32 protein-coding genes are annotated in these 25,210 nt (G+C 60.5%); 17 read left to right on the top strand and 15 right to left on the bottom strand.

Annotated features, from left to right (window positions below):
- Nucleotides 1-209: 209 nt before the first annotated feature.
- Nucleotides 210-650 (top strand): J domain-containing protein, encoded by a 441-nt coding sequence (locus ACOYQJ_RS15085; protein ID WP_422906860.1) that lies wholly within the window; start codon nucleotides 210-212, stop codon nucleotides 648-650.
- On the opposite strand, the gene rnc is transcribed toward ACOYQJ_RS15085, so the two are convergent.
- From rnc to folK, 10 genes are all read right to left on the bottom strand, one after another.
- The gene (gene rnc, locus ACOYQJ_RS15080) at nucleotides 635-1,324 is read right to left on the bottom strand and encodes a ribonuclease III (protein WP_422906859.1); all 690 of its coding nucleotides are present in this window, start codon (nucleotides 1,322-1,324) and stop codon (nucleotides 635-637) included. The genes ACOYQJ_RS15085 and rnc overlap by 16 nt on opposite strands.
- A complete protein-coding gene (lepB, locus tag ACOYQJ_RS15075) occupies nucleotides 1,321-2,157 on the bottom strand; it encodes a signal peptidase I (protein WP_422906858.1) in 837 nt (278 codons plus the stop codon). Before lepB ends, rnc begins: the two co-directional genes overlap by 4 nt.
- A gap of 149 nt (nucleotides 2,158-2,306) precedes the next feature.
- Entirely contained in the window at nucleotides 2,307-2,714 is a 408-nt protein-coding gene (gene acpS, locus ACOYQJ_RS15070) for a holo-ACP synthase (RefSeq protein ID WP_422906857.1), read from the bottom strand.
- A complete protein-coding gene (locus ACOYQJ_RS15065) occupies nucleotides 2,711-2,923 on the bottom strand; it encodes a hypothetical protein (RefSeq protein WP_422906856.1) in 213 nt (70 codons plus the stop codon). The genes acpS and ACOYQJ_RS15065 overlap by 4 nt, the downstream gene beginning before the upstream one ends.
- 47 nt (nucleotides 2,924-2,970) lie before the next feature.
- The gene (locus tag ACOYQJ_RS15060; RefSeq protein ID WP_422906855.1) at nucleotides 2,971-3,417 is read right to left on the bottom strand and encodes a hypothetical protein; all 447 of its coding nucleotides are present in this window, start codon (nucleotides 3,415-3,417) and stop codon (nucleotides 2,971-2,973) included.
- Between the two features lie 92 nt (nucleotides 3,418-3,509).
- A complete protein-coding gene (locus ACOYQJ_RS15055) occupies nucleotides 3,510-4,262 on the bottom strand; it encodes a pyridoxine 5'-phosphate synthase (RefSeq protein ID WP_422906854.1) in 753 nt (250 codons plus the stop codon).
- A gap of 88 nt (nucleotides 4,263-4,350) precedes the next feature.
- Nucleotides 4,351-5,007, bottom strand: coding sequence for a DUF2062 domain-containing protein (locus tag ACOYQJ_RS15050; protein ID WP_422906853.1), 657 nt, complete (start codon nucleotides 5,005-5,007; stop codon nucleotides 4,351-4,353).
- A 16-nt stretch (nucleotides 5,008-5,023) separates the two neighbouring features.
- Nucleotides 5,024-7,159, bottom strand: a complete 2,136-nt coding sequence (locus ACOYQJ_RS15045) for a RelA/SpoT family protein (protein WP_422906852.1) — start codon at nucleotides 7,157-7,159, stop codon at nucleotides 5,024-5,026.
- Nucleotides 7,160-7,180: 21 nt separating this feature from the next.
- Complete coding sequence (gene rpoZ, locus ACOYQJ_RS15040; protein WP_422906851.1) at nucleotides 7,181-7,534, bottom strand: DNA-directed RNA polymerase subunit omega; 354 nt, start codon at nucleotides 7,532-7,534, stop codon at nucleotides 7,181-7,183.
- Nucleotides 7,535-7,611: 77 nt separating this feature from the next.
- Entirely contained in the window at nucleotides 7,612-8,184 is a 573-nt protein-coding gene (gene folK / locus ACOYQJ_RS15035; RefSeq protein WP_422906850.1) for a 2-amino-4-hydroxy-6-hydroxymethyldihydropteridine diphosphokinase, read from the bottom strand.
- Nucleotides 8,185-8,308: 124 nt separating this feature from the next.
- Here folK and ACOYQJ_RS15030 point away from each other — a divergent pair, with 124 nt between their 5' ends.
- Nucleotides 8,309-8,881, top strand: coding sequence for a LabA-like NYN domain-containing protein (locus tag ACOYQJ_RS15030; protein WP_422906849.1), 573 nt, complete (start codon nucleotides 8,309-8,311; stop codon nucleotides 8,879-8,881).
- Nucleotides 8,882-8,985: 104 nt separating this feature from the next.
- Here the strand turns inward: ACOYQJ_RS15030 and ACOYQJ_RS15025 are convergent, their stop codons facing one another.
- Complete coding sequence (locus ACOYQJ_RS15025) at nucleotides 8,986-9,468, bottom strand: c-type cytochrome (protein ID WP_422906848.1); 483 nt, start codon at nucleotides 9,466-9,468, stop codon at nucleotides 8,986-8,988.
- A 127-nt stretch (nucleotides 9,469-9,595) separates the two neighbouring features.
- Between ACOYQJ_RS15025 and ispH the strand changes: the two genes are divergently transcribed.
- The 4 genes from ispH to ACOYQJ_RS15005 all read left to right on the top strand — a co-directional run bounded on the left by ispH (nucleotide 9,596) and on the right by ACOYQJ_RS15005 (nucleotide 12,316).
- Complete coding sequence (gene ispH / locus ACOYQJ_RS15020) at nucleotides 9,596-10,546, top strand: 4-hydroxy-3-methylbut-2-enyl diphosphate reductase (RefSeq protein ID WP_422906847.1); 951 nt, start codon at nucleotides 9,596-9,598, stop codon at nucleotides 10,544-10,546.
- Nucleotides 10,547-10,642: 96 nt separating this feature from the next.
- Nucleotides 10,643-11,239, top strand: a complete 597-nt coding sequence (locus ACOYQJ_RS15015) for a class I SAM-dependent methyltransferase (protein WP_422906846.1) — start codon at nucleotides 10,643-10,645, stop codon at nucleotides 11,237-11,239.
- On the top strand, nucleotides 11,232-11,699 hold the full coding sequence (gene rnhA, locus ACOYQJ_RS15010; protein WP_422906845.1) for a ribonuclease HI: 468 nt from the start codon (nucleotides 11,232-11,234) through the stop codon (nucleotides 11,697-11,699). The genes ACOYQJ_RS15015 and rnhA overlap by 8 nt, the downstream gene beginning before the upstream one ends.
- Nucleotides 11,696-12,316 (top strand): trimeric intracellular cation channel family protein, encoded by a 621-nt coding sequence (locus ACOYQJ_RS15005; RefSeq protein WP_422906844.1) that lies wholly within the window; start codon nucleotides 11,696-11,698, stop codon nucleotides 12,314-12,316. Before rnhA ends, ACOYQJ_RS15005 begins: the two co-directional genes overlap by 4 nt.
- Nucleotides 12,317-12,384: 68 nt before the next feature.
- Here the strand turns inward: ACOYQJ_RS15005 and ACOYQJ_RS15000 are convergent, their stop codons facing one another.
- Nucleotides 12,385-13,560, bottom strand: a complete 1,176-nt coding sequence (locus ACOYQJ_RS15000) for a MalY/PatB family protein (protein ID WP_422906843.1) — start codon at nucleotides 13,558-13,560, stop codon at nucleotides 12,385-12,387.
- A 238-nt stretch (nucleotides 13,561-13,798) separates the two neighbouring features.
- On the opposite strand from ACOYQJ_RS15000, the gene def (ACOYQJ_RS14995) reads away from it, so the two are divergent.
- The 7 genes from def (ACOYQJ_RS14995) to ACOYQJ_RS14965 all read left to right on the top strand — a co-directional run bounded on the left by def (ACOYQJ_RS14995) (nucleotide 13,799) and on the right by ACOYQJ_RS14965 (nucleotide 17,881).
- Nucleotides 13,799-14,317, top strand: a complete 519-nt coding sequence (gene def / locus ACOYQJ_RS14995; RefSeq protein ID WP_422906842.1) for a peptide deformylase — start codon at nucleotides 13,799-13,801, stop codon at nucleotides 14,315-14,317.
- Nucleotides 14,314-14,808 carry a peptide deformylase gene (gene def / locus ACOYQJ_RS14990; protein ID WP_422906841.1) on the top strand — a complete coding sequence of 165 codons (495 nt, stop codon included), beginning with the start codon at nucleotides 14,314-14,316 and terminating at the stop codon, nucleotides 14,806-14,808. Before def (ACOYQJ_RS14995) ends, def (ACOYQJ_RS14990) begins: the two co-directional genes overlap by 4 nt.
- Nucleotides 14,808-15,305, top strand: a complete 498-nt coding sequence (gene def / locus ACOYQJ_RS14985) for a peptide deformylase (protein ID WP_422906840.1) — start codon at nucleotides 14,808-14,810, stop codon at nucleotides 15,303-15,305. Before def (ACOYQJ_RS14990) ends, def (ACOYQJ_RS14985) begins: the two co-directional genes overlap by 1 nt.
- An 83-nt stretch (nucleotides 15,306-15,388) precedes the next feature.
- The gene (gene fmt, locus ACOYQJ_RS14980) at nucleotides 15,389-16,300 is read left to right on the top strand and encodes a methionyl-tRNA formyltransferase (RefSeq protein WP_422906839.1); all 912 of its coding nucleotides are present in this window, start codon (nucleotides 15,389-15,391) and stop codon (nucleotides 16,298-16,300) included.
- Nucleotides 16,301-16,303: 3 nt separating this feature from the next.
- Nucleotides 16,304-16,540 carry a hypothetical protein gene (locus ACOYQJ_RS14975; protein WP_422906838.1) on the top strand — a complete coding sequence of 79 codons (237 nt, stop codon included), beginning with the start codon at nucleotides 16,304-16,306 and terminating at the stop codon, nucleotides 16,538-16,540.
- Between the two features lie 12 nt (nucleotides 16,541-16,552).
- Nucleotides 16,553-16,789, top strand: a complete 237-nt coding sequence (locus tag ACOYQJ_RS14970; RefSeq protein ID WP_422906837.1) for a GlsB/YeaQ/YmgE family stress response membrane protein — start codon at nucleotides 16,553-16,555, stop codon at nucleotides 16,787-16,789.
- 102 nt (nucleotides 16,790-16,891) lie between these two features.
- The gene (locus ACOYQJ_RS14965) at nucleotides 16,892-17,881 is read left to right on the top strand and encodes a glutathione S-transferase family protein (protein ID WP_422906836.1); all 990 of its coding nucleotides are present in this window, start codon (nucleotides 16,892-16,894) and stop codon (nucleotides 17,879-17,881) included.
- Here ACOYQJ_RS14965 and ACOYQJ_RS14960 read toward each other — a convergent pair.
- Nucleotides 17,878-18,240, bottom strand: coding sequence for a response regulator transcription factor (locus tag ACOYQJ_RS14960; RefSeq protein ID WP_422906835.1), 363 nt, complete (start codon nucleotides 18,238-18,240; stop codon nucleotides 17,878-17,880). The two genes, ACOYQJ_RS14965 and ACOYQJ_RS14960, sit on opposite strands and share 4 nt — an antisense overlap.
- A 208-nt stretch (nucleotides 18,241-18,448) precedes the next feature.
- On the opposite strand from ACOYQJ_RS14960, the gene ACOYQJ_RS14955 reads away from it, so the two are divergent.
- Complete coding sequence (locus ACOYQJ_RS14955; RefSeq protein ID WP_422906834.1) at nucleotides 18,449-19,624, top strand: lytic murein transglycosylase; 1,176 nt, start codon at nucleotides 18,449-18,451, stop codon at nucleotides 19,622-19,624.
- Between the two features lie 99 nt (nucleotides 19,625-19,723).
- Here ACOYQJ_RS14955 and ade read toward each other — a convergent pair whose 3' ends face one another.
- A complete protein-coding gene (gene ade, locus ACOYQJ_RS14950) occupies nucleotides 19,724-21,418 on the bottom strand; it encodes an adenine deaminase (protein ID WP_422906833.1) in 1,695 nt (564 codons plus the stop codon).
- 151 nt (nucleotides 21,419-21,569) lie between these two features.
- Here ade and choX point away from each other — a divergent pair, with 151 nt between their 5' ends.
- Nucleotides 21,570-22,490, top strand: coding sequence for a choline ABC transporter substrate-binding protein (gene choX, locus ACOYQJ_RS14945; protein WP_422906832.1), 921 nt, complete (start codon nucleotides 21,570-21,572; stop codon nucleotides 22,488-22,490).
- 123 nt (nucleotides 22,491-22,613) lie between these two features.
- Here the strand turns inward: choX and ACOYQJ_RS14940 are convergent, their stop codons facing one another.
- A complete protein-coding gene (locus tag ACOYQJ_RS14940) occupies nucleotides 22,614-23,237 on the bottom strand; it encodes a glutathione S-transferase family protein (protein ID WP_422906831.1) in 624 nt (207 codons plus the stop codon).
- Between the two features lie 129 nt (nucleotides 23,238-23,366).
- On the opposite strand from ACOYQJ_RS14940, the gene choW reads away from it, so the two are divergent.
- Both choW and choV read left to right on the top strand, forming a co-directional pair.
- A complete protein-coding gene (choW, locus tag ACOYQJ_RS14935) occupies nucleotides 23,367-24,200 on the top strand; it encodes a choline ABC transporter permease subunit (protein WP_422906830.1) in 834 nt (277 codons plus the stop codon).
- Nucleotides 24,197-25,204: a choline ABC transporter ATP-binding protein gene (gene choV / locus ACOYQJ_RS14930; RefSeq protein ID WP_422906829.1), complete on the top strand. Its 1,008-nt coding sequence runs from the start codon at nucleotides 24,197-24,199 to the stop codon at nucleotides 25,202-25,204. Before choW ends, choV begins: the two co-directional genes overlap by 4 nt.
- Nucleotides 25,205-25,210: the final 6 nt, after the last annotated feature.

Below are 25,210 nucleotides of genomic sequence, written 5' to 3'. Positions count from 1 at the left end.
AACGAGGGCGGCGAACAGTCTGCCGTGGCAAGATTTCAGCCTGCCACGGACCTTCAATGGGGCGCTGACGCGTTAACTTTATGGCAAGAATGCGGCTTCCCTAAAATTCGCGCCAAAGTTATGCCTTATTCTGTCAGCTTCGGAAAGGCGCGGGGGCATCGGCCCGGACTGGCAAGAACGTGCAACCAACGTGAAATCGGATACGTCCCATGCCCCGTCCTGACCAAAGCCCCTCGCCCTATGTCATTCTCGGCGTGTCGCCCGAAGATGACTTCAGCGCGATCCGCGAAGCGTGGCGCCGTCTGGTCAAGACTTATCATCCCGATGTCTGGTACGGCAGCGCGGCCGAGGCGACCAAGCGGCTGATGGCTGTCAATGACGCCTACGACCGGCTGTCGGTCCTTCATAACCGGGTGCGCGAAGAGGTGCGCAGCGCCAAGTCCAAGCAACCCGCAAGCAAGGCCAAGCCCGCGCGCCGCGCCGAACGCCCTCGCCCCGAGACCAAATCTCGGCACCGGGCCCCCGGCCAGGAAGATCGCGCGCCTGCGATGGTCCGCACAGGGCGACCAAGCGCGGTAGCCGGGCGTTTCGATGACGCAAGGGCGATGTTTTCGGAAAAGGCCGAAGGGCGAATTCAGGCCTTGGCCTGAGCAACCCTGTCCAGCAGAGCTTTGGCGGCGGCTTGTTCGGCCTGCCGTTTATTGCCAGCGGTTGACTCGGCAGTTTCGCCCGAGGGAAGGCGCGCTTCGATCGTGAACACCGGCGCGTGGTCAGGTCCCGAGCGCGCGATTTCCACGTATTGCGGCGGCAGCAAACCGCGTGCCTGTGCCCATTCCTGAAGCGCGGTCTTGGCGTCCTTGGCGTCGTCTTCGACATTCTCGACGCGGGTGCCCCATAGACGCAGGATCAGCGCCTGAGCCTGCTCGAAGCCGCCATCAAGATAGACCGCGGCAATCACCGCCTCCATGGCGTCACCCAGCAGCGCCATCTTGCGGCGCCCGCCGGTTTTCTGTTCCGAACGACCCAGTTTCAAAGCCGCGCCCAGATCAATCTCGCGCGCGACATCGGCGCAGGTTTCCTTGCGGACAAGCGCGTTGAAACGCGGCGCAAGCTGACCCTCGCTGGCGGCCTTGTCGTGTTCCAACAGCGCTTGGGCCATCACAAGACCCAGCACCCGGTCGCCGAGAAACTCCAGCCGCTGGTTGTCCTCGCGCCCCGGCCCCGACATCGAGCCGTGCGTGACCGCGCGGCGCAAGAGCGCGGGCCGGGCAAAGTCATAGCCCAGCCGGTCTTCCAGCGCTTTCAGCTCGGCCGAGATCTTCATTGGATCGATTTGAAGAACCGGTCGCTGCGCCATGTCCAGAAGAACAGCATCGAGCGTCCAGCCGAAGAGAACATCACCCGGTCGGCGCGTCCGACAAGGTTTTCGAAAGGCACAAAGCCGACACCGCCCGCAATATTGGGCACGCGGCTGTCAGAGGAATTGTCCCGGTTGTCGCCCATGAAAAAGTAATGCCCCTCGGGCACGGTATAAACCGACGTATTGTCTGAACCCTGCATCGCGATGTTCAGAATGTCATGCTTCACGCCATTCGGCAGTGTTTCGGTCATCCGGGTCTTGGTGCACAGGCCGCCTTCGCCGACCGGGCCGTTCTCGCAGCGCGGGCGCAGGCGCTGGGGGCCTTGCGCTTCGGCGATCTCTTCAAAAACGCCGGCTGGCTCCAGCTCGACCGGGGTGCCGTTGATCTGCAACACGCCATTGCGGACCTGAATCTTGTCGCCGGGCAGGCCGATCAGGCGCTTGATGAAATCACGGCCCGAAACCGGGTGCCGGAAAACCACCACATCGCCGCGCTTGGGCTCTGAGCCGAACAGGCGCTTGTTGTCCCCGTCAAAGATGCCACAGATGTTCTGCGCATCAATGTTGATGCCGAAACGCGGTGCGATGATCGACGGGCAGGAGGCGTAGGAATAGCCATAGGCCATCTTGTTCACAAAAAGGAAATCGCCGATCAGCAGCGTGTCCTTCATTGAGCCGGACGGGATCCAGAATGGCTGAAAAAGGAAGGTCCGAAAGACGCCTGCGATCAGCAGCGCATAAACGATGGTCTTGATCGTCTCAAGAATACCACCGCTCTTCTTCTCTTCACTGGCCATGCCCGCACCTTTTGCCTTTTGCGTCTTGCGCTACATGAGCGCCCTCGCGCCGGGTGTCAAGCGATCCCCCCTAGTGTTGATCCGGCCCGAAATGCCGCCGCCAGGCACCGAGTCTGCCGGGGCGGCGCGCCAATTTCTGGAGGTGTCTTTCAAGCGTCGCTGACTGCCCGCGCTTCGATCACGACAAAAGCCTGCGCCCAAGGGTGATCGTCGGTCAGGGTGACATGGATGATCGCCTCGTGACCCGGCGGGGTCATCTGGTCGAGGCGGTCCTTGGCCCAGCCCGTGACCTCCATCACCGGCTGACCAGTGCGCAGGTTGCTGACGGCCATGTCCTTCCACGCGATCCCCATACGCAAGCCGGTGCCCAGAGCTTTGGAGCAAGCCTCTTTTGCGGCCCAGCGTTTGGCATAAGTGCCTGCCACGTCGCGCCGGCGTTCGGCCTTGGCTTGTTCGATCTCTGTAAAGACGCGATTCCGAAAGCGGTCGCCATGACGTTCGAGTACCCCGGCGATGCGCTCGATATTCGCCAGATCGGTGCCGATACCAAGGATCATCGACGCACCCGCCGGGGCTCGCCGATGGACCAGCCCCGCTCCGGCATGGCGATGAAACCGACACCAAGAGGCGCATCAGACAGGTGGTGATGCAGCGAGCGTGGACCGGGCAGACTATCGACCGGGCCGTCGCTGCCCTCGGACGCGAAGGACAACGGCCCAGGATCGTCTTTGCTATTCGGGGTCTGTGCAAAGGTCGGACGCGTCATGGAGAATCTCGCGGCTATCGGGACGGCGATACTGTGTCGGGACAGGCTCAATTCAACAACCATGTTTCGATCTGCCCAGTCGCCTGATTCAGAACGATGCGCAGCGGCACCTCGCGCATGTCACCACTGTTTTGGTAGAGACTGACTGGAAGCGTGAAAATCAACCCCTGAGCCGGGTCGTAGTCCGATTGCAACGCGTTGAAGTGCATCCCGGCAAAACCCATGCCGCCGGTGCCGATGACACGGCATTGCCTGCTGCCCAATTCGTCGAAGGGCGGCGACAGGATCAGCAGATAGGCCCAGCCCGCCGCCGGCTCGATGGTGTCGAGCAGGGCGAGGCGGACGTTTCCGTTCGAAAAGGTCCGGGTGTTGGCCTCCCAAGGTTCGGCGATGTTGCGGGCGGAGGCCTGCCAGTCGCAGTCCATGACCTGCGGCGCATCGGCGAGAGCAGGCATGGCGGCGCAGGTGAGCAGGGCGGTGAGACGGCTGAGCATGGTTGGTCCTCCGATCCAGAACGAGCGTGGTGCCGGTGCCGACGATGAAGAGAGTTTCAGTCTGAGTTTCTCGTTATCGTCGCGACCGGCTGTTAGGCCCGCGCCTCGTCCATCAACCGTCGCATCTCGCGGATGGCCGGGGCAAGCCCCATAAATATCGCCTCGCCAATGATGAAATGCCCGATGTTCAGTTCCATCACTTCCGGGAAGGCGGCCACGGGGGAGACGGTCTCATAGGTCAGGCCGTGGCCAGCGTGCACTTCCAACCCCAGTGAATGGGCGTAAGTGGACATCTCGCGCAGACGCTCCAGTTCGGCGTCGCGCTCGTCAGGGCGCCCCTCGGCGTGCGCGTCACAATAGGCGCCGGTGTGCAACTCGATCACCTGCGCGCCGATGCGGTGGGCCGCTTCGATCTGCTTTTGGTCTGCGGCGATGAAGATCGACACCCGGCAACCAGCATCGCGCAGCGGGGCGATGAAATGGGCCAGCCGGTTCTCGTCCTTCGCAACTTCCAGCCCGCCTTCGGTGGTCCGCTCTTCGCGCTTTTCGGGCACGATGCAGACGGCATGCGGTTTGTGACGCAGGGCAATTTTCTGCATCTCTTCCGTCGCGGCCATCTCGAAGTTGAGCGGCACATCAAGCGCTTTCATCAGTCCGTCGATATCCGCGTCCGAGATGTGACGGCGGTCTTCGCGCAGATGCGCGGTGATGCCGTCTGCCCCGGCCTCCTCTGCGATCTTGGCGGCACGAATAGGATCGGGATAAGCGCCGCCACGTGCGTTTCGAACGGTGGCGACGTGGTCGATGTTGACGCCAAGGCGCAGGCGTCCGGCATATTTTGTCATGAGGAGCCCTCAGCAGCGAAATTTGATCAAATCATAATCCCTGAAACCCGAAAGAAAAGCCGAGAATTGTAGCGATACAGCAGGGCGTTTAGTCCGGCTTGCTCTCAGCCTCTTTCTTTTTTTTCAGGGCGGCCAGCTTGGCCTTTATCAGACCTTTGCGACGGTTCTTGTAGGCGGTGATCAGCGGGAGCGAAACGTAATAGGCCACGGTCCCGGCGATGATGCCCGGTAGAATGCCGCCGATCATGTAGGGGAAAAACACCTGGTCGTAAAAGATCGACAAGTCTGCCCAATCCACTTCGGCCCCGGTGAAGCTGGCCACCAGATTGTCCCAAAGATCCTGCCCGGCTTTGACAAATTTTTCCACCAGCCCGCTGTGATGGCCGTCTATCGCAGGCGGACGCCCCTTGTTCCCAAGCAGCCAGTGGCCAGTGGTCATCGCGGCGACGCCGATCGGCACATAGGTCAAAGGGTTGCCAAAGAAAGTCGACAGCAGGGCGGCAAGGATATTGCCACGCATGATCCATGCAATCAGCGCGGCAATCACAAAATGCAGACCGTAGAACGGGGTAAAGGTCGTAAACACCCCGGCAAAGATGCCGCGCGCGATTCGGTGCGGCGGGTCTGGCAGGCGGTGCAGGCGGTGCTGGACATATTGCGCGGCGCGTCCCCAGCCGCCACGCGGCCAGAGAAATTCCCGCACGGCTTTCAGAACCGGGCGTCTATCGCGTCGCTTAAAGACCAATACCTTGCCTTTCCAATCACTCCGCCGCCGGAGCAGCCGCAAGACCCGGATCGCGGCGCCGTTCCACCGAAGCAACGTTGCTTTCAGCTTCAACTGCGGACATCACCGAATGCAGATGTTCTGCGTCGCGCAGATCGACATCTATCAGCAAGCGATAAAAATCCGGTTTCCTGTCGATGAACCTCAGGTCAGAGATATTGGCCCTCTGCTCTCCGATCAATGTGCAAATCCGTCCCAGCACCCCCGCGTCGTTGGTAATGGTGAGTTCAAGTGACACTGTATAGACGGGCGGGTGCGTGCCATCGGCCCAATGCAGGTCGAGCCAGCGGGCGGGTTGATCTTCGTAATCGGCAAGCGCGGCGCAATCGATGGCGTGAACGGCAACGCCTTTACCGCGATGCGCCAGACCGACGATGCGTTCGCCCGGCAGGGGCTGGCAGCATTTGGCGCGCTCGAACCCCTGACCATGTTCAAGTCCGACCACGGCGCGCTTTGCCTCGATCATCGCGTCGTCCTGGATGGCGAGGTTCGGATAGACCGATTCGACCACCTCGCGCGCTGTCAGCTCGGCGCTACCGATGCGGGCCAGCAGGGTTTCGGCGTCCTCGAGCCGCAGCGTCTTGGCGGCAGTCTCCAGCACTTTGGCGGTGACCTTCTTGCCGGCGTTCTCAAAGGCGGCGCGCACCAGTTCGCGTCCAAGCCTGGCAAAGCGCTCCTTGTTGGCTTCGCGCAGGGCGCGCCGAATAGCGGTCTTGGCCTTGCCGGTCTGGGCGATCTCAAGCCACGTGGCCTGCGGCGCCTGCCCTTCGGCGGTGATGATGTCCACGGACTGGCCATTCTTCAGGCGGGTCCACAGCGGCACGCGGATGCCATCCACCTTGGCGCCGACACAGGCCGACCCGATGCGCGTGTGAATTGCATATGCAAAATCCAGCGGTGTCGCGCCTTTCGGCAATTTGACCACGTCCCCCTTGGGGGTAAAGCAGAACACCTTGTCGGAATACATCTCGAGCTTGACGGCTTCGAGAAAGGCGTCGTGGTCTTCTTCGGCGTCGAACTGTTCGGTCAGACCTGCGATCCACTTGGCAGGGTCGACGGCAAAGGGGTTCTGCGCCCGCACGCCATCGCGATAGGACCAATGCGCCGCCACGCCGGTTTCGGCGACTTCGTGCATCTGGCGGGTGCGGATCTGCACTTCGACCCGCTTGCCATCGCGTCCAGACACGGTGGTGTGGATCGAGCGGTAGCCGTTGGATTTCGGCTGGCTGATGTAATCCTTGAAGCGCCCAGGTACCGCGCGCCAGCGCTGGTGGATGGCCCCAAGCGCGGTATAGGCGTCACGTTCGGTCCGGGTGATCACGCGAAAGCCATAGATGTCAGACAAGCGAGAAAAGCCGATCTTCTTTTCCTGCATCTTGCGCCAGATTGAATAGGGTTTCTTGGCGCGGCCAAATACTTCGGCCTCGACCCCGGCGCGCTCCAGCTCAAAACGCATGTCAGAGGTGATCCGATGGATCACATCACCGGTTTCTTTTTGCAGCGTGACAAAGCGGCGGATGATGCTGGCGCGGCCTTCGGGATTGAGCACGCGAAACGCGAGATCTTCGAGTTCCTCGCGCATCCACTGCATACCCATCCGACCTGCGAGAGGGGCGTAGATGTCCATCGTTTCGCGCGCCTTTTGCACCTGCTTTTCGACGCGCATGGCCTTGATCGTGCGCATGTTGTGCAGGCGGTCGGCCAGTTTGACCAAAATTACCCGCAGGTCCTTGGACATCGCCATGAACAGCTTGCGGAAATTCTCGGCCTGTTTGGATTCGCTGCTGGAAAGCTGAAGGTTGGTCAGCTTGGTCACGCCATCAACCAGTTCGGCAACATCGGTGCCAAACCTTTCCGCAACTTCGGAGTACGAGGCACGGGTGTCCTCGATCGTGTCGTGCAAAAGAGCGGTGACGATGGTAGCGTCGTCAAGCTGTTGCTCGGTCAGGATGGCGGCAACGGCGACTGGATGCGTGAAGTAGGGCTCGCCCGACTTGCGGAACTGGCCTTCGTGCATCTCGCGGCCATAGTCATAGGCCGCGAGGATCAGCTTTTCGTTGGTCTTTGGGTTGTAGTTGCGGACGAGGGCAACGAGGTCTTCGGCAGCGATCATTCCGCTACAACCTTCCGGTTATCAGCCCTGACCTTGCGCCTCCATGAGCGCGCGCAAAAGCTTTTCTTCGGACATGTCATCTTCCTGAGGCTTGTCCTGCTCGGCGCCCATCAACAACGCCATGGCGTCGTCTTCAGGCTCGTCGACCTCGATCTGGGTCTGGTTCGACTCGATCAGGCGCTCGCGCAGCTCATCAGCGGACTGGGTTTCCTCGGCGATTTCGCGCAGCGACACGACGGGGTTCTTGTCGTTGTCGCGGTCCACGGTGATCGCGGCTCCGGCGGAGATTTCGCGGGCACGGTGTGCCGCAAGCATCACCAGTTCAAACCGGTTGGGAACCTTGTCGACGCAATCTTCTACTGTAACGCGGGCCATTTGGCGCTCCTATATCTTGGGGCCGTCAGAAGATGGTCGTTTAACCCGTGCCAAAACGCTTGACAAGGTGGAATTGATCACAAAGCGACGACATCGCGCTTTAAATCGCTGGGCAGATCCGCGCAGAGTTGTCTTGCCGTTTTGCCAAGAACTGGATGTGTCCAGTCCGGGGCGATATCGCACAAGGGCACCAGAACAAAGGCGCGCTCGTGCAGGCGCGGGTGCGGCAAGATCAGTTGATCCGGGGTTGTCGTGCTTTGCTGATCGAGCGGTAAATCGTGCCATTGGGCGAAGGTCCGCCTATCGGGCAGCGCAAGATCGCCGATAGCGAGGAGATCCAAGTCCAATGTCCGACTGCCCCACCGCATATTGCGTTCCCTATCAAAATCCGCCTCGATTTTGTGCAATATCTTCAAGATCTGGGCAGGGTCTGCAGGGCCCTCCAGAATGGCGCAGGCATTGACATAGTCCGGGCCAATTCCCGCCGGAAAGCAAGGGGTTGCGAAAAACCGGCTCACCCGGCGCAATTGTAGCCCGGCCTTGAACAATTCCGGCAGTGCCGCCGCTATTGTTTCCGTAGGGTCACCTTTGCTTGACCCGAGGTTAGAGCCTAACGCAATTACGATTTTTTGTGCTAAAGTGTGAGTCATACTATCCTTATGGGGGTGCTATTAGCCTTGAACACAAAGCAAATTTCTTTAATTTAATAACCGGTCTGCTTCCGATTTTACACTCACGGAATACTAGCGGACCATTTTTGCGGAAGGACATTTTATGTTTTACAAAGACGAACGGCTCGCGCTGTTCATCGACGGCTCGAATCTGTATGCAGCCGCCAAAGCACTCGGATTTGACATTGACTACAAGCTCCTGCGTCAGGAGTTCGCGCGTCGTGGCAAGATGGTAAGAGCCTTCTACTACACGGCTTTGTTGGAGAATGACGAATATTCTCCGATCCGGCCTCTGGTGGATTGGCTGAATTACAACGGGTTTACCATGGTCACCAAACCGGCCAAGGAATACACCGACAGCCAAGGGCGCCGGAAGGTCAAAGGCAACATGGACATCGAACTTACCGTCGATGCGATGGAGCTCGCACCGCGCGTCGACCATATTGTCCTGTTCTCTGGAGACGGTGATTTCCGGCCTTTGTGCGAATCACTTCAGCGTCAGGGCGTTCGCGTTTCGGTTGTGTCGACCATCCGTAGTCAGCCTCCGATGATCGCCGATGAACTGCGTCGCCAAGCCGACAATTTCATCGAACTGGATGAGCTGCGCGATGTCATTGGCCGCCCGCCGCGGGACGTGCCAATGGAACGCAGTTTCGAGGTTGCCGCCAACAAGTAATGCCGTCGGGTTGCCGTGGGGACGATGGCCCGACAGCATTTACTTGCGACAGCGACAGAAAAGAAGGCCGTCCTTATGGGCGGTCTTCTTGCATCTTGATCGCGTTATTGGCCGAAAATCTGTGCCCGCGCGTTGATCTCGTTGTGGACCTCGATCACATCCTCGGGCCATGTGCTTTTGATATAGGCCAGAACGTCCAGCACTTGATCTTCGGTCAATATGTCCTGAAATCCCATCATGTTGGATTTGTACGAGCCACCGACCACTGCTTCGGTTCCCAACGCAACGATCCGGAACAGCAGTATGTCGTCATGGTGCCAGGTATGCCCGGTTTCGTCATGCGGCGGGGCTGGCAGAAAGCCATCTTGGTCGGCCACGCGCCAGTCAGGTTGGCCCTGCAAGTCCGCTCCGTGGCAAGCGGCGCAATTGGCATCATAGATCTGCTGGCCATTGGCGACCCGCTTCGCATCCGAATAGGGCAGGATTCCCGGCGACGTCCCAGTGGCCATCTGCGCCTGAATCTCGCCCGGGACGAAAGCGGTCATGCCGCCAGCGGCCAAAAGCACCGCAAAGGTTGTATGTCTCATGGTCTCTCCCTGTTTCGCGGTCATCAGACTGGTATGCTTCCCGCGCCGGAAGGCAAGTCACAGCGCGGTGATCCGGGGCTGGACCTGCGCGCGCTCAGGCATTACCTCCAAGTCAAGGAGACGCGCCATGACTTTACAGCCCCTGACCCTTTATCTTGCTGCCCCGCGCGGATTTTGCGCCGGGGTCGACCGCGCCATCAAGATTGTCGAAATGGCGCTGCAAAAATGGGGCGCGCCAGTCTATGTGCGGCACGAGATCGTGCACAACAAATTTGTGGTCGATGATCTGCGCGCCAAGGGGGCGGTCTTTGTCGAGGAACTGGATGAATGCCCGGATGACCGCCCGGTGATCTTTTCCGCCCATGGGGTGCCGAAATCCGTCCCCGCGGCAGCGGCGCAGCGCGAGATGATCTATGTCGATGCCACCTGCCCGCTGGTCTCAAAGGTCCATATCGAAGCCGCGCGGCATTCCGAAAATGGTCTTCAGATGATCATGATCGGCCACGCTGGCCACCCCGAGACCATTGGCACCATGGGCCAGCTGCCTGAAGGCGAGGTCCTGCTAGTCGAAACGCCTGCTGACGTGGCGCTTGTTGAGGTTCGCGATCCGCAAAGGCTCGCCTTTGTCACCCAAACCACGCTGTCCGTCGATGATACGGTTGAGATCGTCGCGGCACTCAAGGCGCGGTTTCCGGCGATCGTCGGGCCGCATAAGGAAGACATCTGCTACGCCACCACCAACCGCCAGGAGGCGGTCAAGGTCATCGCGCCGCGCTGCGATGCGCTGCTGGTGGTCGGGGCGCCGAATTCGTCGAATTCCCGCCGTCTGGTCGAAGTGGCCAGCAAAGAAGGCTGCAGCTATGCGCAACTGGTCCAGCGGGCCACCGAGATCGACTGGCGCGCGTTGGACGGTATCGCCTCGGTCGGCATCACGGCAGGCGCCAGCGCGCCCGAAGTGTTGATCGACGAAGTCATCGACGCTTTCCGCGCGCGGTACGATGTGACGGTAGAACTGGTCGAGACGGCGCAGGAAAATGTCGAGTTCAAAGTCCCCCGGGTGCTGCGCGAACCAGCCTGAAAGTGGTTGAGCTGCAGCCGTCGCGACTATTGATGCGAGATTGCGCAGAACCTGCGATCATGTCTTGGACCGCCCCAAATCCCGAGAAAGCAAGCCATGAGCGATCCAGTCACGATAGATGTCTACAACCGGCGCGCTGACGATTACGCGCAGATCACCGACACGGGCGCACCGGACGCCACACTCAGCGCCTTTATCGAAGGCTTGCCGCAAGGGGCCAAAGTGCTTGATCTGGGCTGCGGCCCCGGTGCTGCCGCCGGACATATGGCCAAGGCGGGCCTGTGCCCCGAAGCATGGGATGCCTCATCCAAGATGGTCGAAATTACCGCTGCTCGTCCGGGTGTTTCAGCGCGGCAGGCCAGCTTTGATGACCTTCCCGACGTCGCTGCGGACAGCTTTGACGCCGTCTGGGCCAATTTTTCCTTGCTTCATGCCTCGCGCAAAGCCATGCCGCGCCATCTTGCTGAAATCGCCCGCATCCTGCGCCCCGGCGGGCGGTTCCACATCGCGGTCAAGGAGGGCTCTGGCAGCACGCGTGACAGGCTTGGCCGCCTCTACACATATTACTCGGAGGCAGACTTGACCCTGCTTCTGAACGACGTCGACCTGACCCCCGGTCCATTTCAACGCGGCGAGGATAGAGGCCTTGACGGCGCCCTTGCGGCTTGGATATCGGTCACCGCCTATGGCTGAGCTTTTTGCATATACCGACGGAGCGTGCTCTGGAAATCCCGGCCCGGGCGGCTGGGGCGCTCTGCTGCGCGCCATGGATGGCGACAAAATTGTCAAAGAGCGCGAATTGAAGGGCGGAGAGGCCCTGACCACCAACAACCGGATGGAGCTTTTGGCGTCGATCCACGCGCTGGAAAGCCTCTCGCGCCCTTCGGTGATCACAGTGGTGACTGACAGTGCCTATGTCAAAAACGGTGTGACCGGCTGGATTCACGGCTGGAAACGCAATGGCTGGAAGACCTCGAACAAAAAGCCGGTCAAGAACGTCGAACTTTGGCAGAGGCTGGACGAAGCGCAGGCGCGTCATCAAGTGACATGGGAATGGGTCAAGGGCCACGCGGGCCATCCGGAAAACGAACGTGCGGATGAACTTGCCCGCGCCGGAATGGAACCGTTCAAACCGGGCAAAGCCGGGGCATGACCCTGCTCAGCCTGCTCGACTACACCTCGGTTCTGGTGTTTGCTCTGACCGGCGCTTTGGTCGCCTCGCGGGCGCAGTTGGACATTGTGGGCTTTGCCTTTCTTGCCAGCCTCACGGGACTTGGCGGCGGCACCCTGCGCGATTTGCTGCTGGACCGCACCCCGATCTGGATCGCTGACCCGGCCTATCTGGCAGTGACTTGTACAGCGGCGGCGCTGGTCTTTTTCACAGCGCATTTGTTGGAAAGCCGCTACCGGGCGATCCTCTGGCTTGACGCGGCTGCCCTTGGCGTCGCGGTGGCAGCGGGCGCCGGGATATCGCAAAACCTTGGGCATCCGGCCCCGATCATCCTTGTCATGGGGATCACTACGGGCTGCGCCGGCGGGCTGATGCGCGATGTGGTCGCCAACGAAGTCCCACTGGTGCTGAAACAGGGCGAACTCTATGTCACCTGCGCGCTTGCCGGTTCGGCGGCCCTTGCCATCGCCAACGCCGCCTTTCTGGCCCCAAGCCTTGCCGCGCTCATCGCTGCGGCGACGACCTTTGCCCTGCGTGCGGGGTCCATCGCCTTTGGCTGGCGGCTGCCCGTCTACAAGCCAAGGCCGCCGCGGCAATAGACCAAGCGCCGACAGGCCCCGATCTTGTCACACTTATCCCGGCGGACGCGCGCCCCTCGCCGCAGCCGTTATTGAAGGTCGGCAAAGGCGCGTTGCAACCGCTCGCCGGCTTCGATGACGCGGGCGCGGGGCGTTGCAAAGTTGAACCGCAGAAACGTCTCGCCGCCTGTGCCAAAAGTCGGTCCGTGGTTGGCGGCGATATGCGCATCTTGCTCGACCCGTCCGGTGAATTCCTCGCGAGTCATTCCGGTGCCAGCAAAATCAACCCATGCCAGATAGGTCGCTTCCATCGGCATCGAGGCGACACCGGGGATCGTGGCAATCGCTTCGTCCAGCAGCCGGCGGTTGCCGTCCAGATAGACCACCAGTTCATCGACCCATGCCGCACCTTCGGGCGAATAGGCTGCCGTCGCCATGTGCAAGCCAAAGGCATTCGGTGACAGACCCAGCGCCGCCATCCTCGTGGCAAAGCGCGCGCGCAGATCGTCATCTGGAATGATGACATTTCCGGTATGTCCACCCGCGATGTTGAAGGTCTTGGTGGTCGCCGTCATCATCACCAGGCGCTCAGCCACATCGTCGTCGATCACCGCCATGGGGATATGCGTATGGCCCGGCATGATCAGATCGTGGTGAATCTCGTCGGAGACAAGAATCAGATCGTGCCGTTTGGCGAATGCGGCCACGCCTTTCAGTTCGGCCCGGCTCCAGACCCGCCCACCGGGATTGTGCGGCGAGCAAAGCACCAGCATCCGCTCATTTCCCGTCATCAAGGTGTCGTAGGCGTCAAAATCCATCTCATAACGGCCTTCGCGCTGCACAAGCGGGCATTCGACCACTTGGCGCCCGGCGGCTTTGATGACCCGGGCAAAGGCGTGATAGACCGGAGTGAACAGAACCACGCCGTCGCCCGGCGCGGTAAAGGCATCGACGCACATCGCCGTTCCGTTCACCAACCCGTGTGTGGTGAAAATCCACTTGGACTCGACGCTCCAGCCGTGGCGTTCGCGCATCCACCACTGGATCGACTCCAGATAGGCGCGGTCATCCCCGAAATAGCCATAAAGCCCGTGATCGGCCATGTTCTCGACGGCTTTTTGTACACAGGCCGGCGGACGAAAATCCATATCCGCGACCCACATGGCCAGACCATCCGCTGCAGGCACATTGTAAATGGCCTCCATCGTGTCCCACTTCGAGGAGTGGGTTCCGAAACGGTTGATCTCTTCGTCAAAGCGGCTCATGCGTGATCTCCTGCTGGTGATGGCCCTATTCGTCGGACGAAGCGGCGCGGGGTTCAAGAGAGAAAAGCACAGTATTTGGGTGCCCCTACGTCGTTGCCCGCTGCATGGGCCGGGGACCCGTCAAGAACCGGGCCGAGCACAGGGATTTTTCCGGCGGTGAAAAGCGGCCAATAAAGGTGCGTTGGGTCACATCATTCACAGAGTTGCGATTCTTTGACCAAGCGCCTAAATCAATCGCATGAAACGGCCTATTCTTATCCATCCCGATCCGCGTCTGAAGAAGCTTTGCGCGCCGGTAGTCGATATTTCGGACGACCTGCGCAAGCTGGCAGATGACATGCTGGAAACCATGTATGCCGCGCCGGGCATTGGCCTTGCCGCGCCGCAGATCGGTGTGCTTGACCGTCTGATCGTGCTCGACTGCGTCAAGGGCGAGAATGAGACGCCGCGCCCCTTGGTGATGTTCAACCCCAAAATCCTTGCCTCGTCAGATGAAAAGAATGTCTACGAGGAAGGCTGCCTGTCGATCCCGGATCAATACGCGGACGTGGAACGCCCCTCCGAGGTCGAAGTTGAATGGCTGGATCGCGACGGCAATCTGCGCAAAGAAGCCTTCGGCGGCCTTTGGGCGACCTGCGTGCAGCACGAGATCGACCATCTGGATGGCAAGCTGTTCATCGACTATCTCAAACCGCTTCGTCGTCAGATGATCACCCGCAAGATGCAAAAGCTCAAGCGCGAGATGGCGCGGACGTGAGCGTTCTGGCGATTCTGAAATGGCCGGACGCGCGGCTGAGCCAAACCTGCGCGCCGGTTCAGGATGTGGCCGAGATCGAGACCCTGGTCACCGACATGTTCGAAACCATGTACACCGCCCCGGGCCGCGGTCTCGCAGCGCCGCAGGTTGGCGTGATGGCGCGCCTGTTCGTGATGGATGCCGGATGGAAGGAAGGGGACATGACGCCTCTTGCCTGCCTGAATCCGCGCATCACCAAGGCAACAGATGACCGTGTGACGGGCGGCGAAGGCTGCCTGTCGATGCCCGGCGTCGAAGCGCAGGTGGCGCGGCACGCCGAGATCACCTTGGAATACACTGACCTGACCGGAACCTTGTGCACGATGTCGCTGACGGGTGCGGCTGCGATCATCGCGCAGCACGAACTGGATCATCTCGACGGGCTAATGCATTTCGACAGGTTGAGCCCCGAGGCGCGGGCCGCGATCCTGGTCGAATACGAGGCGCTGTGATGGTGGTACGAACCTGCATTCCTTATTCGGACAAACGGTTGCACAGACCTGCCATGCCAGTGGACGCGATCACCGATGAGATCCGCGAGATCTGGCAGGACATGATCGATACGATGGAAGCGATGCCCGGCGTCGGACTTGGCGCGCCCCAAATTGGCGTCGGGCTGCGGCTTGCGGTGGTGGATGCTTCGCAAGAGCGGGGACAGGCCGTGCGCATGGCGAACCCGGAGGTGCTGCATGCCTCGGTGCAGTTGCGCGAACACGAAGAAGCAAGCCCAAATCTGCCCGGTGTCTCGGCGGTGATCAAGCGGCCTCGGGCTGTCACGGTGCGGTTCATGGACGAGACTGGCGAGAGTGTAGAGCGCGATTTTGTCGGGCTCTGGGCCACCTCGGTGCAGCATCAGATCGATCATCTGGACGGCAAGCTCTACGTCGACCATCTAAGCAAGATGAAGCGCGATATGCTGGTGAAAAAGTCGCGGAAATTTCAGCGGTAGCCAGTTAGGTGTCCGAAGGCGTTGGGGGCAAACCCCAAGCGCCAAGGCAATTGAAACAACATGAAGACAGGGGATCGGTGAAGATGCGGGTTGTATTCATGGGTAGCCCCGAGTTTTCGGTGCCGGTTCTGGACGCGCTGATCGACGCAGGGCACGACGTGGCCTGCGTCTATTGCCAGCCGCCGCGCCCTGCTGGTCGGGGAAAAAAAGATCGGCCGACAGCTGTTCAGGCGCGGGCCGAAGTGTTGGGCCTGCCGGTGCGCCACCCTGTGTCGTTGAAAGACAAGGTTGCGCAGGACGAGTTTGCCGCGCTTGGCGCCGATGTCGCGGTTGTGGTGGCCTATGGCCTGATCCTGCCAAAGGCCGTTCTGGAAGCGCCTGCGCGCGGGTGCCTGAATATTCACGCATCCTTGTTGCCGCGCTGGCGCGGGGCGGCACCGATTCATCGGGCGATCATGGCCGGAGATGCTGAAACCGGCGTCTGCATCATGCTGATGGAGGCCGGGTTGGATACCGGGCCTGTCCTGCTGCGCGAAGCCATCATGATTGGCGAGGAAGAGACGACAGGCGCCTTGCATGACCGGCTGAGCGCCTTGGGGGCGGGGTTGATTGTGCAGGCTCTGGCGCGGCTGGACGCGTTGGAGCCAGAGGTGCAGCCCGAAGAAGGCGTGACCTATGCCGCCAAGATCGACAAGTCAGAGGCGGCAGTCGACTGGACACGCCCCGCCGACCAGGTCAGCCGCCAGATCCGCGGGCTGTCGCCCTTCCCGGGGGCTTGGACACTGCACGGCGAGGCGCGCCTGAAGCTTTTGGGCGCAAGCGTTGCGGCAGGGCAGGGCACCCCGGGCACGGCGCTGGACGACGCTTTCACCATTGCCTGCGGTTCTGGCGCGGTGCAGGTTACGCGGGCGCAGCGCGCCGGGAAAGGCGCACAGGATAGCGAGACTTTTCTGCGGGGGCATCCGGTTCCCAAAGGCACAAGGCTGGGAGGCTGAACCATGTTTCCGACCCTCATGGGCACCGTGATCATTGCGGGAATTGTTGGCTATGCCTCTGAGCGTTCCAACTTTACCCACAACGGGATCTTGCAGAGCATCATCATCTGTATCGGCGGCGCCTTTCTGGCCTATTTCGTACGGTTGATGTTCGGGTTTGGCTTTGGATCGCCTGGGCTGAACGCGATCGCTTCATCAATCGGCGCACTGATTATTGTTCCAACGCATTGGCGGAAATAAGGATTTAGATCCATGGGAATTATCTGGCTTATCATCGTCGGGGCCGCGGCCGGTTTTCTGGCGACGCGGTTCATGAACCTGCGGCTTGGCACGCTTGAAACCATCGGGGTCGGCATCGGTGGCGCGCTGATCGGCGGATTGATCCTGCGGTTCCTGCTGGCGCTGACGGGGTTTTTTGCCGGACTGGTCGGAGCGATCCTTGGCGCGATGCTTTTGCTGTGGATTTTCAAGAGCTTCATGAACCGATAGGCGCGGACTGTGCGGATCTGCGCAAGGCTTGCGCGCCATGCGGCCTTTGTAACTGCCTCCCAAAGCGTTAGCTGAACAGGTAATCGCAAAAGGAGACAGGACATGGGTCAGCTTATTGACGGTGAATGGCATGAACAGCCACTTGCAGACCTCAGCAAAGGCGGGGCCTTCAAACGCGCGACCTCGACGTTCCGCAACTGGATAACCAAGGACGGGTCGGCCGGTCCTTCGGGTGAGGGCGGATTTGAGGCCGAGGCCGGGCGTTATCATCTATACGTCAGCTATGCCTGTCCCTGGGCACATCGCGCGCTGATCTTCCGGAAGCTCAAGGGCTTGGAAGATATGATCGAGGTCAGCGCCGTCCATCCGGACATGCTGGACGATGGCTGGACCTTTGAGCGTGACGACCACGGCGCTACCGGGGATCGGTTGTACGGGCAGGCATTCCTCCGCGATCTCTACATCAAGGCCGATCCCAAGGTGACGGGGCGTGTCACCGTGCCGGTTCTCTGGGACAAAAAGCGTGAGACGATCGTGTCAAACGAAAGCGCCGAGATCATTCGCATGCTGAATTCGGCCTTCGACGATCTGACGGGCAATCGCGATGACTACTGGCCCGAGGCGTTGCGCCAAGAGATCGGGCCTGTGAACGACCGCATTTACGACACCTTGAACAACGGCGTTTACAAAAGCGGCTTTGCCACCACGCAAGAAGCCTATGATGCCGCCGTCCATCCGCTGTTCGACACGCTGGACTGGCTGGAAGAACGGCTTGCGTCGCGTCGTTACCTGATGGGCGCGCGTTTGACCGAAGCCGACTGGCGTCTGTTCACCACGCTGATCCGCTTTGACAAGGTTTACCACGGACATTTCAAATGCAACCGCGCGCGTATCATCGATTACCCCAACCTTTGGGGGTACTTGCGCGAGTTGTATCAGTGGCCGGGCGTCGCCGAAACGGTGAATTTTGATCATATCGTGCGGCACTATCACTATAGCCACGAAAGCATTAACCCGTATCGGATCATTCCGATCGGGCCAGAGCCGGATTTCGGCGCGCCGCATGGGCGTGACGGTTTGAAAGCAGCCTAGGCGCGCATCGCCGAGTAATGTTCGACCATCGCGGCAAGGTCATCCGGCGCCGTCGCGCTGGTCACAAAGGCACAGGCATTGGCGCAGTGCCTGAAAATCGACCCGTCCGAGAAAAAGCTCGTGTTGGTAACGATGATCACCCGAGCCTCGGGCTGGCGATAGTTGGCAAAGTCCGATACCGACAGCGCGCTGCCCTTTTCCAATACAAGATCAAGAATAATAACGCTAAATTCAACTTCGCGCAGTAGTCCAAGAGCGCGATCTTCGTCTTCGGCGACCCGAACCTGGCAACCCATACGCTCGAGATGTCGTTTCCAAAGCGAGGCAAGGGCTGGATTGCTTTCAACAATCAGCACCATCTTCAATCTCCCCTGTTTCCCAAGGCCTTCTAAAAAAGTCTTGGTTTCGCGTGGCGTCAGCATGTGATCAAAACTCTGAAGAAACAATTAACGAAACAGTAACGTGCGTGAACGAAATGTGAACATGGGCGAGGTTTCGCTTAATGTCCAGCTTGTCGCCGCATATGCGGCTGCTACTGTGAGCGCGAACATAAGGATCGGAGGTAACATGCGGGTAATCAGCTTGGTCTCGGCGATGGCCGCGGCAGGCGCCGTGCAGGCGCAAGAGGTGCCCTGTGGCGGAAGTTTCTCGGGCTTTGTCAATGGCTTGGTTCAAGAGGCCGTTGCGCAGGGGCATGGCGAATCGACCGCGCGGCAGTTTCTTGGCTCGGCGCGGCAAGCGCAGGATGTGCTCAAGGCAGATGGGCGGCAAGGCATCTTTCAGGATCCCTTTATCACCTTTTCGCGCAAGCTGATCAGCCAGAACCGTCTTGATAAAGGGCGGCAAATGTCCGAGCGCTATGACGCCGTCTTTGACCGGATCGAGCGGGAATATGGTATCGCACGCGGCGTGTTGTTGGCTTTTTGGGCCTTTGAAACGGATTACGGCGCGTTTCAGGGCGATTTCAACACTTTGAACGCGCTCGTCACCCTGGCGCACGATTGCCGCCGCCCCGAGATTTTTCGTCCGCAGATTTTTGCCGCGCTTTCGCTTTATGAACACGGCGATTTTGACCCGGCCACCACCACCGGCGCCTGGGCCGGGGAAATCGGCATGGTGCAGATGCTGCCCAAGGATATCCTTGAAAACGGTGTCGACGGTGACGGCGACGGGCATGTCATGCTGAAAACCTCGGCGCCCGATGCGCTTATGTCCGGGGCCAAGATGCTGTCGCACCTCGGATGGCGCCATGGTGAACCATGGTTGCAGGAAATTCGCCTGCCTGAGGATTTCGACTGGTATCAGACTGGATTGCAGACCCAAAAAACGGTGGCCGAATGGGAACAACTTGGCGTGCGAGCCCGGGACGGCCAGTTGGACGACGGGCGTCTGCCTGCCTCGATCATCCTGCCGCAGGGGCGCAATGGGCCAAAGTTTATCGCCTATCCCAACTTCCGCGTCTACTTTGAGTGGAACCAGAGCTTTACCTACGTCCTGACCGCAGGCTATTTCGCCACGCGCCTTGAAGGTGCGCCGGTCTATGACGCCGGCAATCCCGAACCGGGTCTGGCGGGCGAACAGATGAAGCAACTGCAACGAAAGCTGACCGTACGCGGCTTTGATGTGGGCGAGATTGACGGCATTCTCGGCTCGGGCACCCGCAACGCGGTTCGCGAGGTGCAAAAGGAACTGGGCCTGCCTGCCGATGCCTGGCCCACGGCAGCGCTTTTGGCGCGCCTCTGAGGCTTGAGACAGGGCGGGGTGATGTCCCCGCCCCCAATTCTTCATCTTGTCAAAAATACCCCCGCCGGAGGCGTCCTGGCCGTAACATGGGCGCAGTCCTCAGGAGATGATTTCGAACGTCACCACATCGACCATGCCCCGGTCGGTAATCTTCAGCGCCGGGATGACAGGCAGGGCAAGGAAGGCCAGTTGCAGGAACGGTTCTTCCAACGTCACGCCAAGTGATTTGGCCGCTTCGCGCAAATTAACCAGTTTGTCGCGCACCACCTCGAATGGTTCCAGCGACATCAGCCCGGCCACTGGCAGGGCCAGTTCAGCCAGCACCTTTCCGCCTTGCGCCACGACAAAGCCGCCCTCGACTTCGCCCAGACGGTTGGCGGCCAAGGCCATGTCGTCATAGTCCATTCCTACGCAGGCAATGTTGTGATGGTCGTGGCAGACGGTCGAGGCGATGGCCCCGGCCTTCAGCCCAAAACCTCTTACGAAGCCGCAGGCGATATTGCCGTTCTTACCGTGCCGCTCGACCACGGCGATGCGCACCAGATCGCGCGCCGCATCCGGGCGTTTGTCGCCGTCCTCAATCGGGATGTCTTCATGCAGGTGATCGGTGAGGATCTGCCCTTCACGTATGCCAATCACATCCGTATCCACACGGTTGCCCGTCGTCCGGAAATTGGCCCCCGAAAGCCTGGGTGCGATGACCGAGCCCCGCCCTACGGGCTCGACAAATCCGCGCGCGGCAAAGGCTGCATCGCTGACTTGCACACCGCCTGCCAGCACCAGTTGAGCGTTGCACCCCTCAAGGCTGTCCACCGCGACAATATCCGCCCGCTTGCCCGGCGCAATCATTCCGCGATCCTTGAGGCCAAAGGCTTCGGCCGCCGAAAGCGTCGCGGCGCGGTAGGCCGCCAACGGCGATGTGCCAAGGCGGATCATCTCGCGGATCATGTAATCCAGATGGCCGTATTCGCCGATATCCAGCGGGTTCCGGTCGTCGGTGCACAGGCACATGTAGGGGCTGGTCCGGTCATCCAGCAGCGGCCGCAGCGCATGCATATCCTTGGAGACCGAGCCTTCGCGGATCAGCACCCGCATCCCCTTGCGCAGTTTTTCCAAGGCCTCTTCGGGCGAGGTCGCCTCATGTTCCGTACGGATGCCCGCGGCGACATAGGCATTCAGATCGCGCCCCGACAACAGTGGGCAATGGCCGTCGATGTGACCGCCCTCGAACAGCGCCAATTTCTCCATGCAGCCGGGATCGCGGTGGATCACGCCGGGGTAATTCATGAACTCTGCCAGCCCCAGCCCGGACGGATGGCCCATCAAGGCCTCAAGATCGGCGGCGGGCAGTTCGGCGCCTGCGGTTTCCATGTGGGTTGAAGGCACGCAGGACGACAGCTGCACCTTGATGTCCATCAACGTGTGGCGCGAGGCCTCTTGAAAATAGAGGATCCCCTTGCCGCCGATCACATTGGCGATTTCGTGCGGATCACAGATGGCGGTGGTCACGCCGCGCGGGGTTACGCAGCGGTCGAATTCGAACGGAGTGACCAGCGAGCTTTCGATATGCAAATGGGTGTCGATGAATCCCGGCACGAGGATTAGGCCCGTGACGTCGATGACTTCGGCTCCGTCATAGCTGTCCAGCGTGCCGACGATAGTATCGCCGCAGATCGCCACATCGCCCTCAAGCAAGTCGCCGGTGATCAGGTCGAGCAGACGCCCGCCGCGCAGAACAATATCGGCCGTCACATCCCCGCGCCCCTGCGCGATACGCTGCTCCAGATCGGCCATGGCTGCTCTCCTTTTGCGATGTTTCGGGCATGATGGCACAGGCTTTGACTGTGAGCGAGAGGGCAAGCGCGGCGCGGTGCGGCGTTCCGGTTGCAAAGTGACCTGTTTAGGCGTTCTAATGCGCGTAAATCAAAAAAACAGGGAGACTCTTATGATCCGTTTCACCACGTCAGCGCTTGCGCTGACTATCGCCACGTCGGCCTATGCAAATTGCGACGAAGTCACTTTTTCGGACGTGGGCTGGACAGATATCACAGCGACGACAGCGGCCACCACCGTTGTTCTGGACGCGCTGGGCTATGAGACCGACATCAAGGTGCTGTCCGTGCCGGTGACCTATACCTCGATGGCCAAGGGCGATATCGACGTCTTCCTTGGCAACTGGATGCCGACGATGGAGGCCGACATTGCGCCCTACCGCGAGGCTGGCACCGTCGACACCGTGCGCGCCAATCTTGAAGGGGCCAAGTACACGCTGGCCACCAATGCCGCAGGCGCGGCGCTGGGGATCACCGATTTCAGCAAGATCGCCGAGCATGGCGACGCGCTGGACCAGACCATCTATGGCATCGAACCCGGTAACGACGGCAACCGCCTGATCATCGACATGATCGACGCTGACGCTTTTGGCCTCAAGGGATTCGAGGTCAAGGAATCTTCGGAGCAAGGGATGCTGGCGCAGGTTGGCCGCGCCGATGGCCGCGACGAACCGGTAGTCTTCCTTGCATGGGAGCCGCACCCGATGAACGCCAACTACGATCTGACGTACCTGACCGGGGGCGACGATTATTTCGGTCCCAATCTGGGCGGTGCGACGGTCTATACCAACACCCGTGCGGGCTATGTGGCAGAGTGCACGAATGTCGGCGTGCTGCTGAACAATCTCGAGTTCAGCCTTGCCATGGAGAACGAGATCATGGGCGCGATCCTTGATGACGGCGAAGACCCTCAGGATGCGGCCAAGACATGGCTCAAGGCCAACACCGGCGTACTTGATGGCTGGCTTGAAGGCGTGACCACCAAAGATGGCGGCGATGCCAAAGCTGCCGTGATGGGCGCGCTCGAGGGCTGATCCCATCTGACGTTTCGGCGGGCCAGCTCCATCAGGATTGGCTCGCCGTTCTTCGGGACAAGCGGAAAAGGCATTCATCCGCGCTGAACAGTATTGCCGCCGACTTCCTTGATCTTTGATGTCTTAGCTGGACTTAGGGTCATCCAGTTCCAGCGCGCGTATTGCGGCTGGGCGGGCGATGATCCGCGCAGCGTATTCCTCAAAGCCGGGCAGGGCAGGCAGGGTTCCGAACTGCACGCCCCATGCGATCTGCGAGCCCAGATAAACATCCAGCGCCGAAAACGAGTCCCCCAAAAGATAGCTTCGACCGTCGGACAACAGCCCGCCAAGGGTCGAGACGGTCGTGTCGAAATTGCCCCAACCGGCCCGGCGTCTGGCCTGCGGATCGTCCGGGACGTCGAAGCCAAAGGACTTTGTAACCACCGCTGTTTCCAAAGGGCCTGCGCCAAAAAACATCCACCTGTAATAAGCGCCGCGCTCCGGGGATGTGGGCGGTGGTGCCATCCCGGCCTCGGGAAAGGCGTCGGCCAGATAGGCGCAGATCGCAGCGCATTCGGTGACGACCGCATCGCCATGCACAATTGTCGGAACCTTTCCCATCGGATTTATCGCCAGATACTCGGGCGATTTCATGTCTGCCCCATACTCCAGTACAACCGTGCGATAGGGCGCCCCGACTTCCTCCAACATCCAACGCGCGATACGTCCACGCGACATGGGATTGGTGTAAAATACGATCTCGGACATGTTCGGTCTCCCTGCTTTTCGGCTCAACAGTCTCACCGTAGGTCCATGTCGGCAACGGCCTTACTTGAAACCCGCTTCACAATCGGCGGCAAACCCCTCATGCTCATCAAAACAATGCGAGGATGACAGGTGGACTGGCTGACCGACCATAAAATTCCGATTGGCGACGCTGCCGAGGCGATGTTCGATTGGCTGCAAAAGCATGGTGCCTTTGTGTTCGACGGCATGGCCATTGCGATGGAGGCATTGATCGACGGCATTTTGTGGGTCTTGCAAACGCCGCACCCGCTGGTGGTGATCGCGGTCTTTGCTTTGGCGACCTGGGCGCTGCACCGCCGCTGGCAGGTGCCCGCGCTGGTCGTCGTCGGCTTTCTGTTCATTCTCAATCAGGGCTATTGGGAAGAGACCACGGAAAGCCTCACTCTGGTTCTGTCGGCCTGCGTGGTCTGCATGGGGATTGGAGTGCCTATCGGCATCGCCGTTGCGCACCGGCCCAAGCTTTACGCCTGGATGCGCCCGGTTCTGGACTTGATGCAGACCTTGCCAACCTTCGTCTACCTGATCCCGGCGATTGTCTTTTTCGGCATCGGCATGGTGCCGGGGCTGATCGCGACGGTGATCTTTGTAGTGCCCGCGCCGATCCGCCTGACGCATCTTGGCATTTCCTCGACGCCCACGGCCCTGATCGAGGCCGCAGACGCGTTTGGGGCCACGCCCAGTCAAAAGCTGTGGAAGGTTGAGCTGCCTTCGGCGCTGCCGCAGATCATGGCAGGGCTGAACCAGACGATCATGCTGTCGCTGTCGATGGTGGTGATTGCTGCGCTGGTTGGGGCCGATGGTCTTGGCGTCCCGGTGGTGCGGGCACTGAACCGCGTCGATACCGGGCTTGGGTTCGAGGCGGGGCTGATCATTGTCGTCGTCGCGATCATGCTGGACCGCGCCCTGCGCTGGGGGGACAAATGAGCGCTGTAATCTTCGACAATGTCTCGATCATTTTCGGCGACACGCCGGAGAAGGCGCTGCCTTTGGCGGACAAGGGGCAGGACCGCCCGGAAATCCAGAAAGCCACGGGTCAGGTGCTTGGTGTGCACGATTGCTCGCTCGAGGTGCAAGAGGGCGAAATTCTGGTTCTCATGGGCCTGTCCGGTTCGGGCAAGTCCACGCTGTTGCGCGCGGTCAACGGGTTGAACCCGGTGGTGCGCGGCTCGGTTTCGGTGAACGACGGCAGCCGGATGGTGGACGTGACCAATTGCGGTTCGGCGCAGTTGCGCAAGCTGCGGCAGTCGCGCATCGGCATGGTCTTTCAGCAATTCGGCCTGCTTCCTTGGCGGACCGTGGCCGAGAATGTTGGCTTTGGGTTGGAACTGGCGGGCATGCCGGTCGACAAGCGCCGCAGCGCCGTGGCACGCCAGTTGGGTCTTGTCGGACTGGAGGGCTGGGGCGAAAGGAAAGTTGGCGAGCTTTCGGGCGGTATGCAGCAGCGCGTCGGCCTTGCCCGCGCCTTTGCCACCGATGCGCCGATCCTGCTCATGGACGAGCCGTTTTCCGCGCTTGATCCACTGATCCGTTCGCGCCTTCAGGACGAACTGCTGGATCTTCAGCGCGATCTGAAACGCACGATTATCTTTGTATCCCATGATCTGGACGAAGCCTTCAAGATCGGCAACCGGATTGCCATCATGGAGGGTGGACGCATCGTGCAACTTGGCACCCCGCGTGACATCTTTTCGAATCCGGCGTCTGAATATGTCGCCGATTTCGTTGCCAATATGAATCCGCTCGGGGTGTTGACGGCGCGCGACGTGATGGAACCGGGTGCGGGCGGCGCGACAGTCGAAGCCGAAACGCCGATCCGCGACTTGATTCCGCTGCTGGGCAACGGGGCGCTTTTGGTGGTCGAAAATGGCCAGCCGCTTGGCCGGGTCACGCCGGAAACCGTGCTGGCCAAGCTGTCTGGTCAGGAGTAGGGCGGG

It is taken from the genome of Pacificoceanicola algae, from assembly GCF_049341065.1.
Lineage (GTDB): Bacteria > Pseudomonadota > Alphaproteobacteria > Rhodobacterales > Rhodobacteraceae > Pacificoceanicola.
The sequence above is the reverse complement of the archived record's forward strand: the minus strand, read 5'-3'. Positions and strand labels throughout refer to the sequence as shown.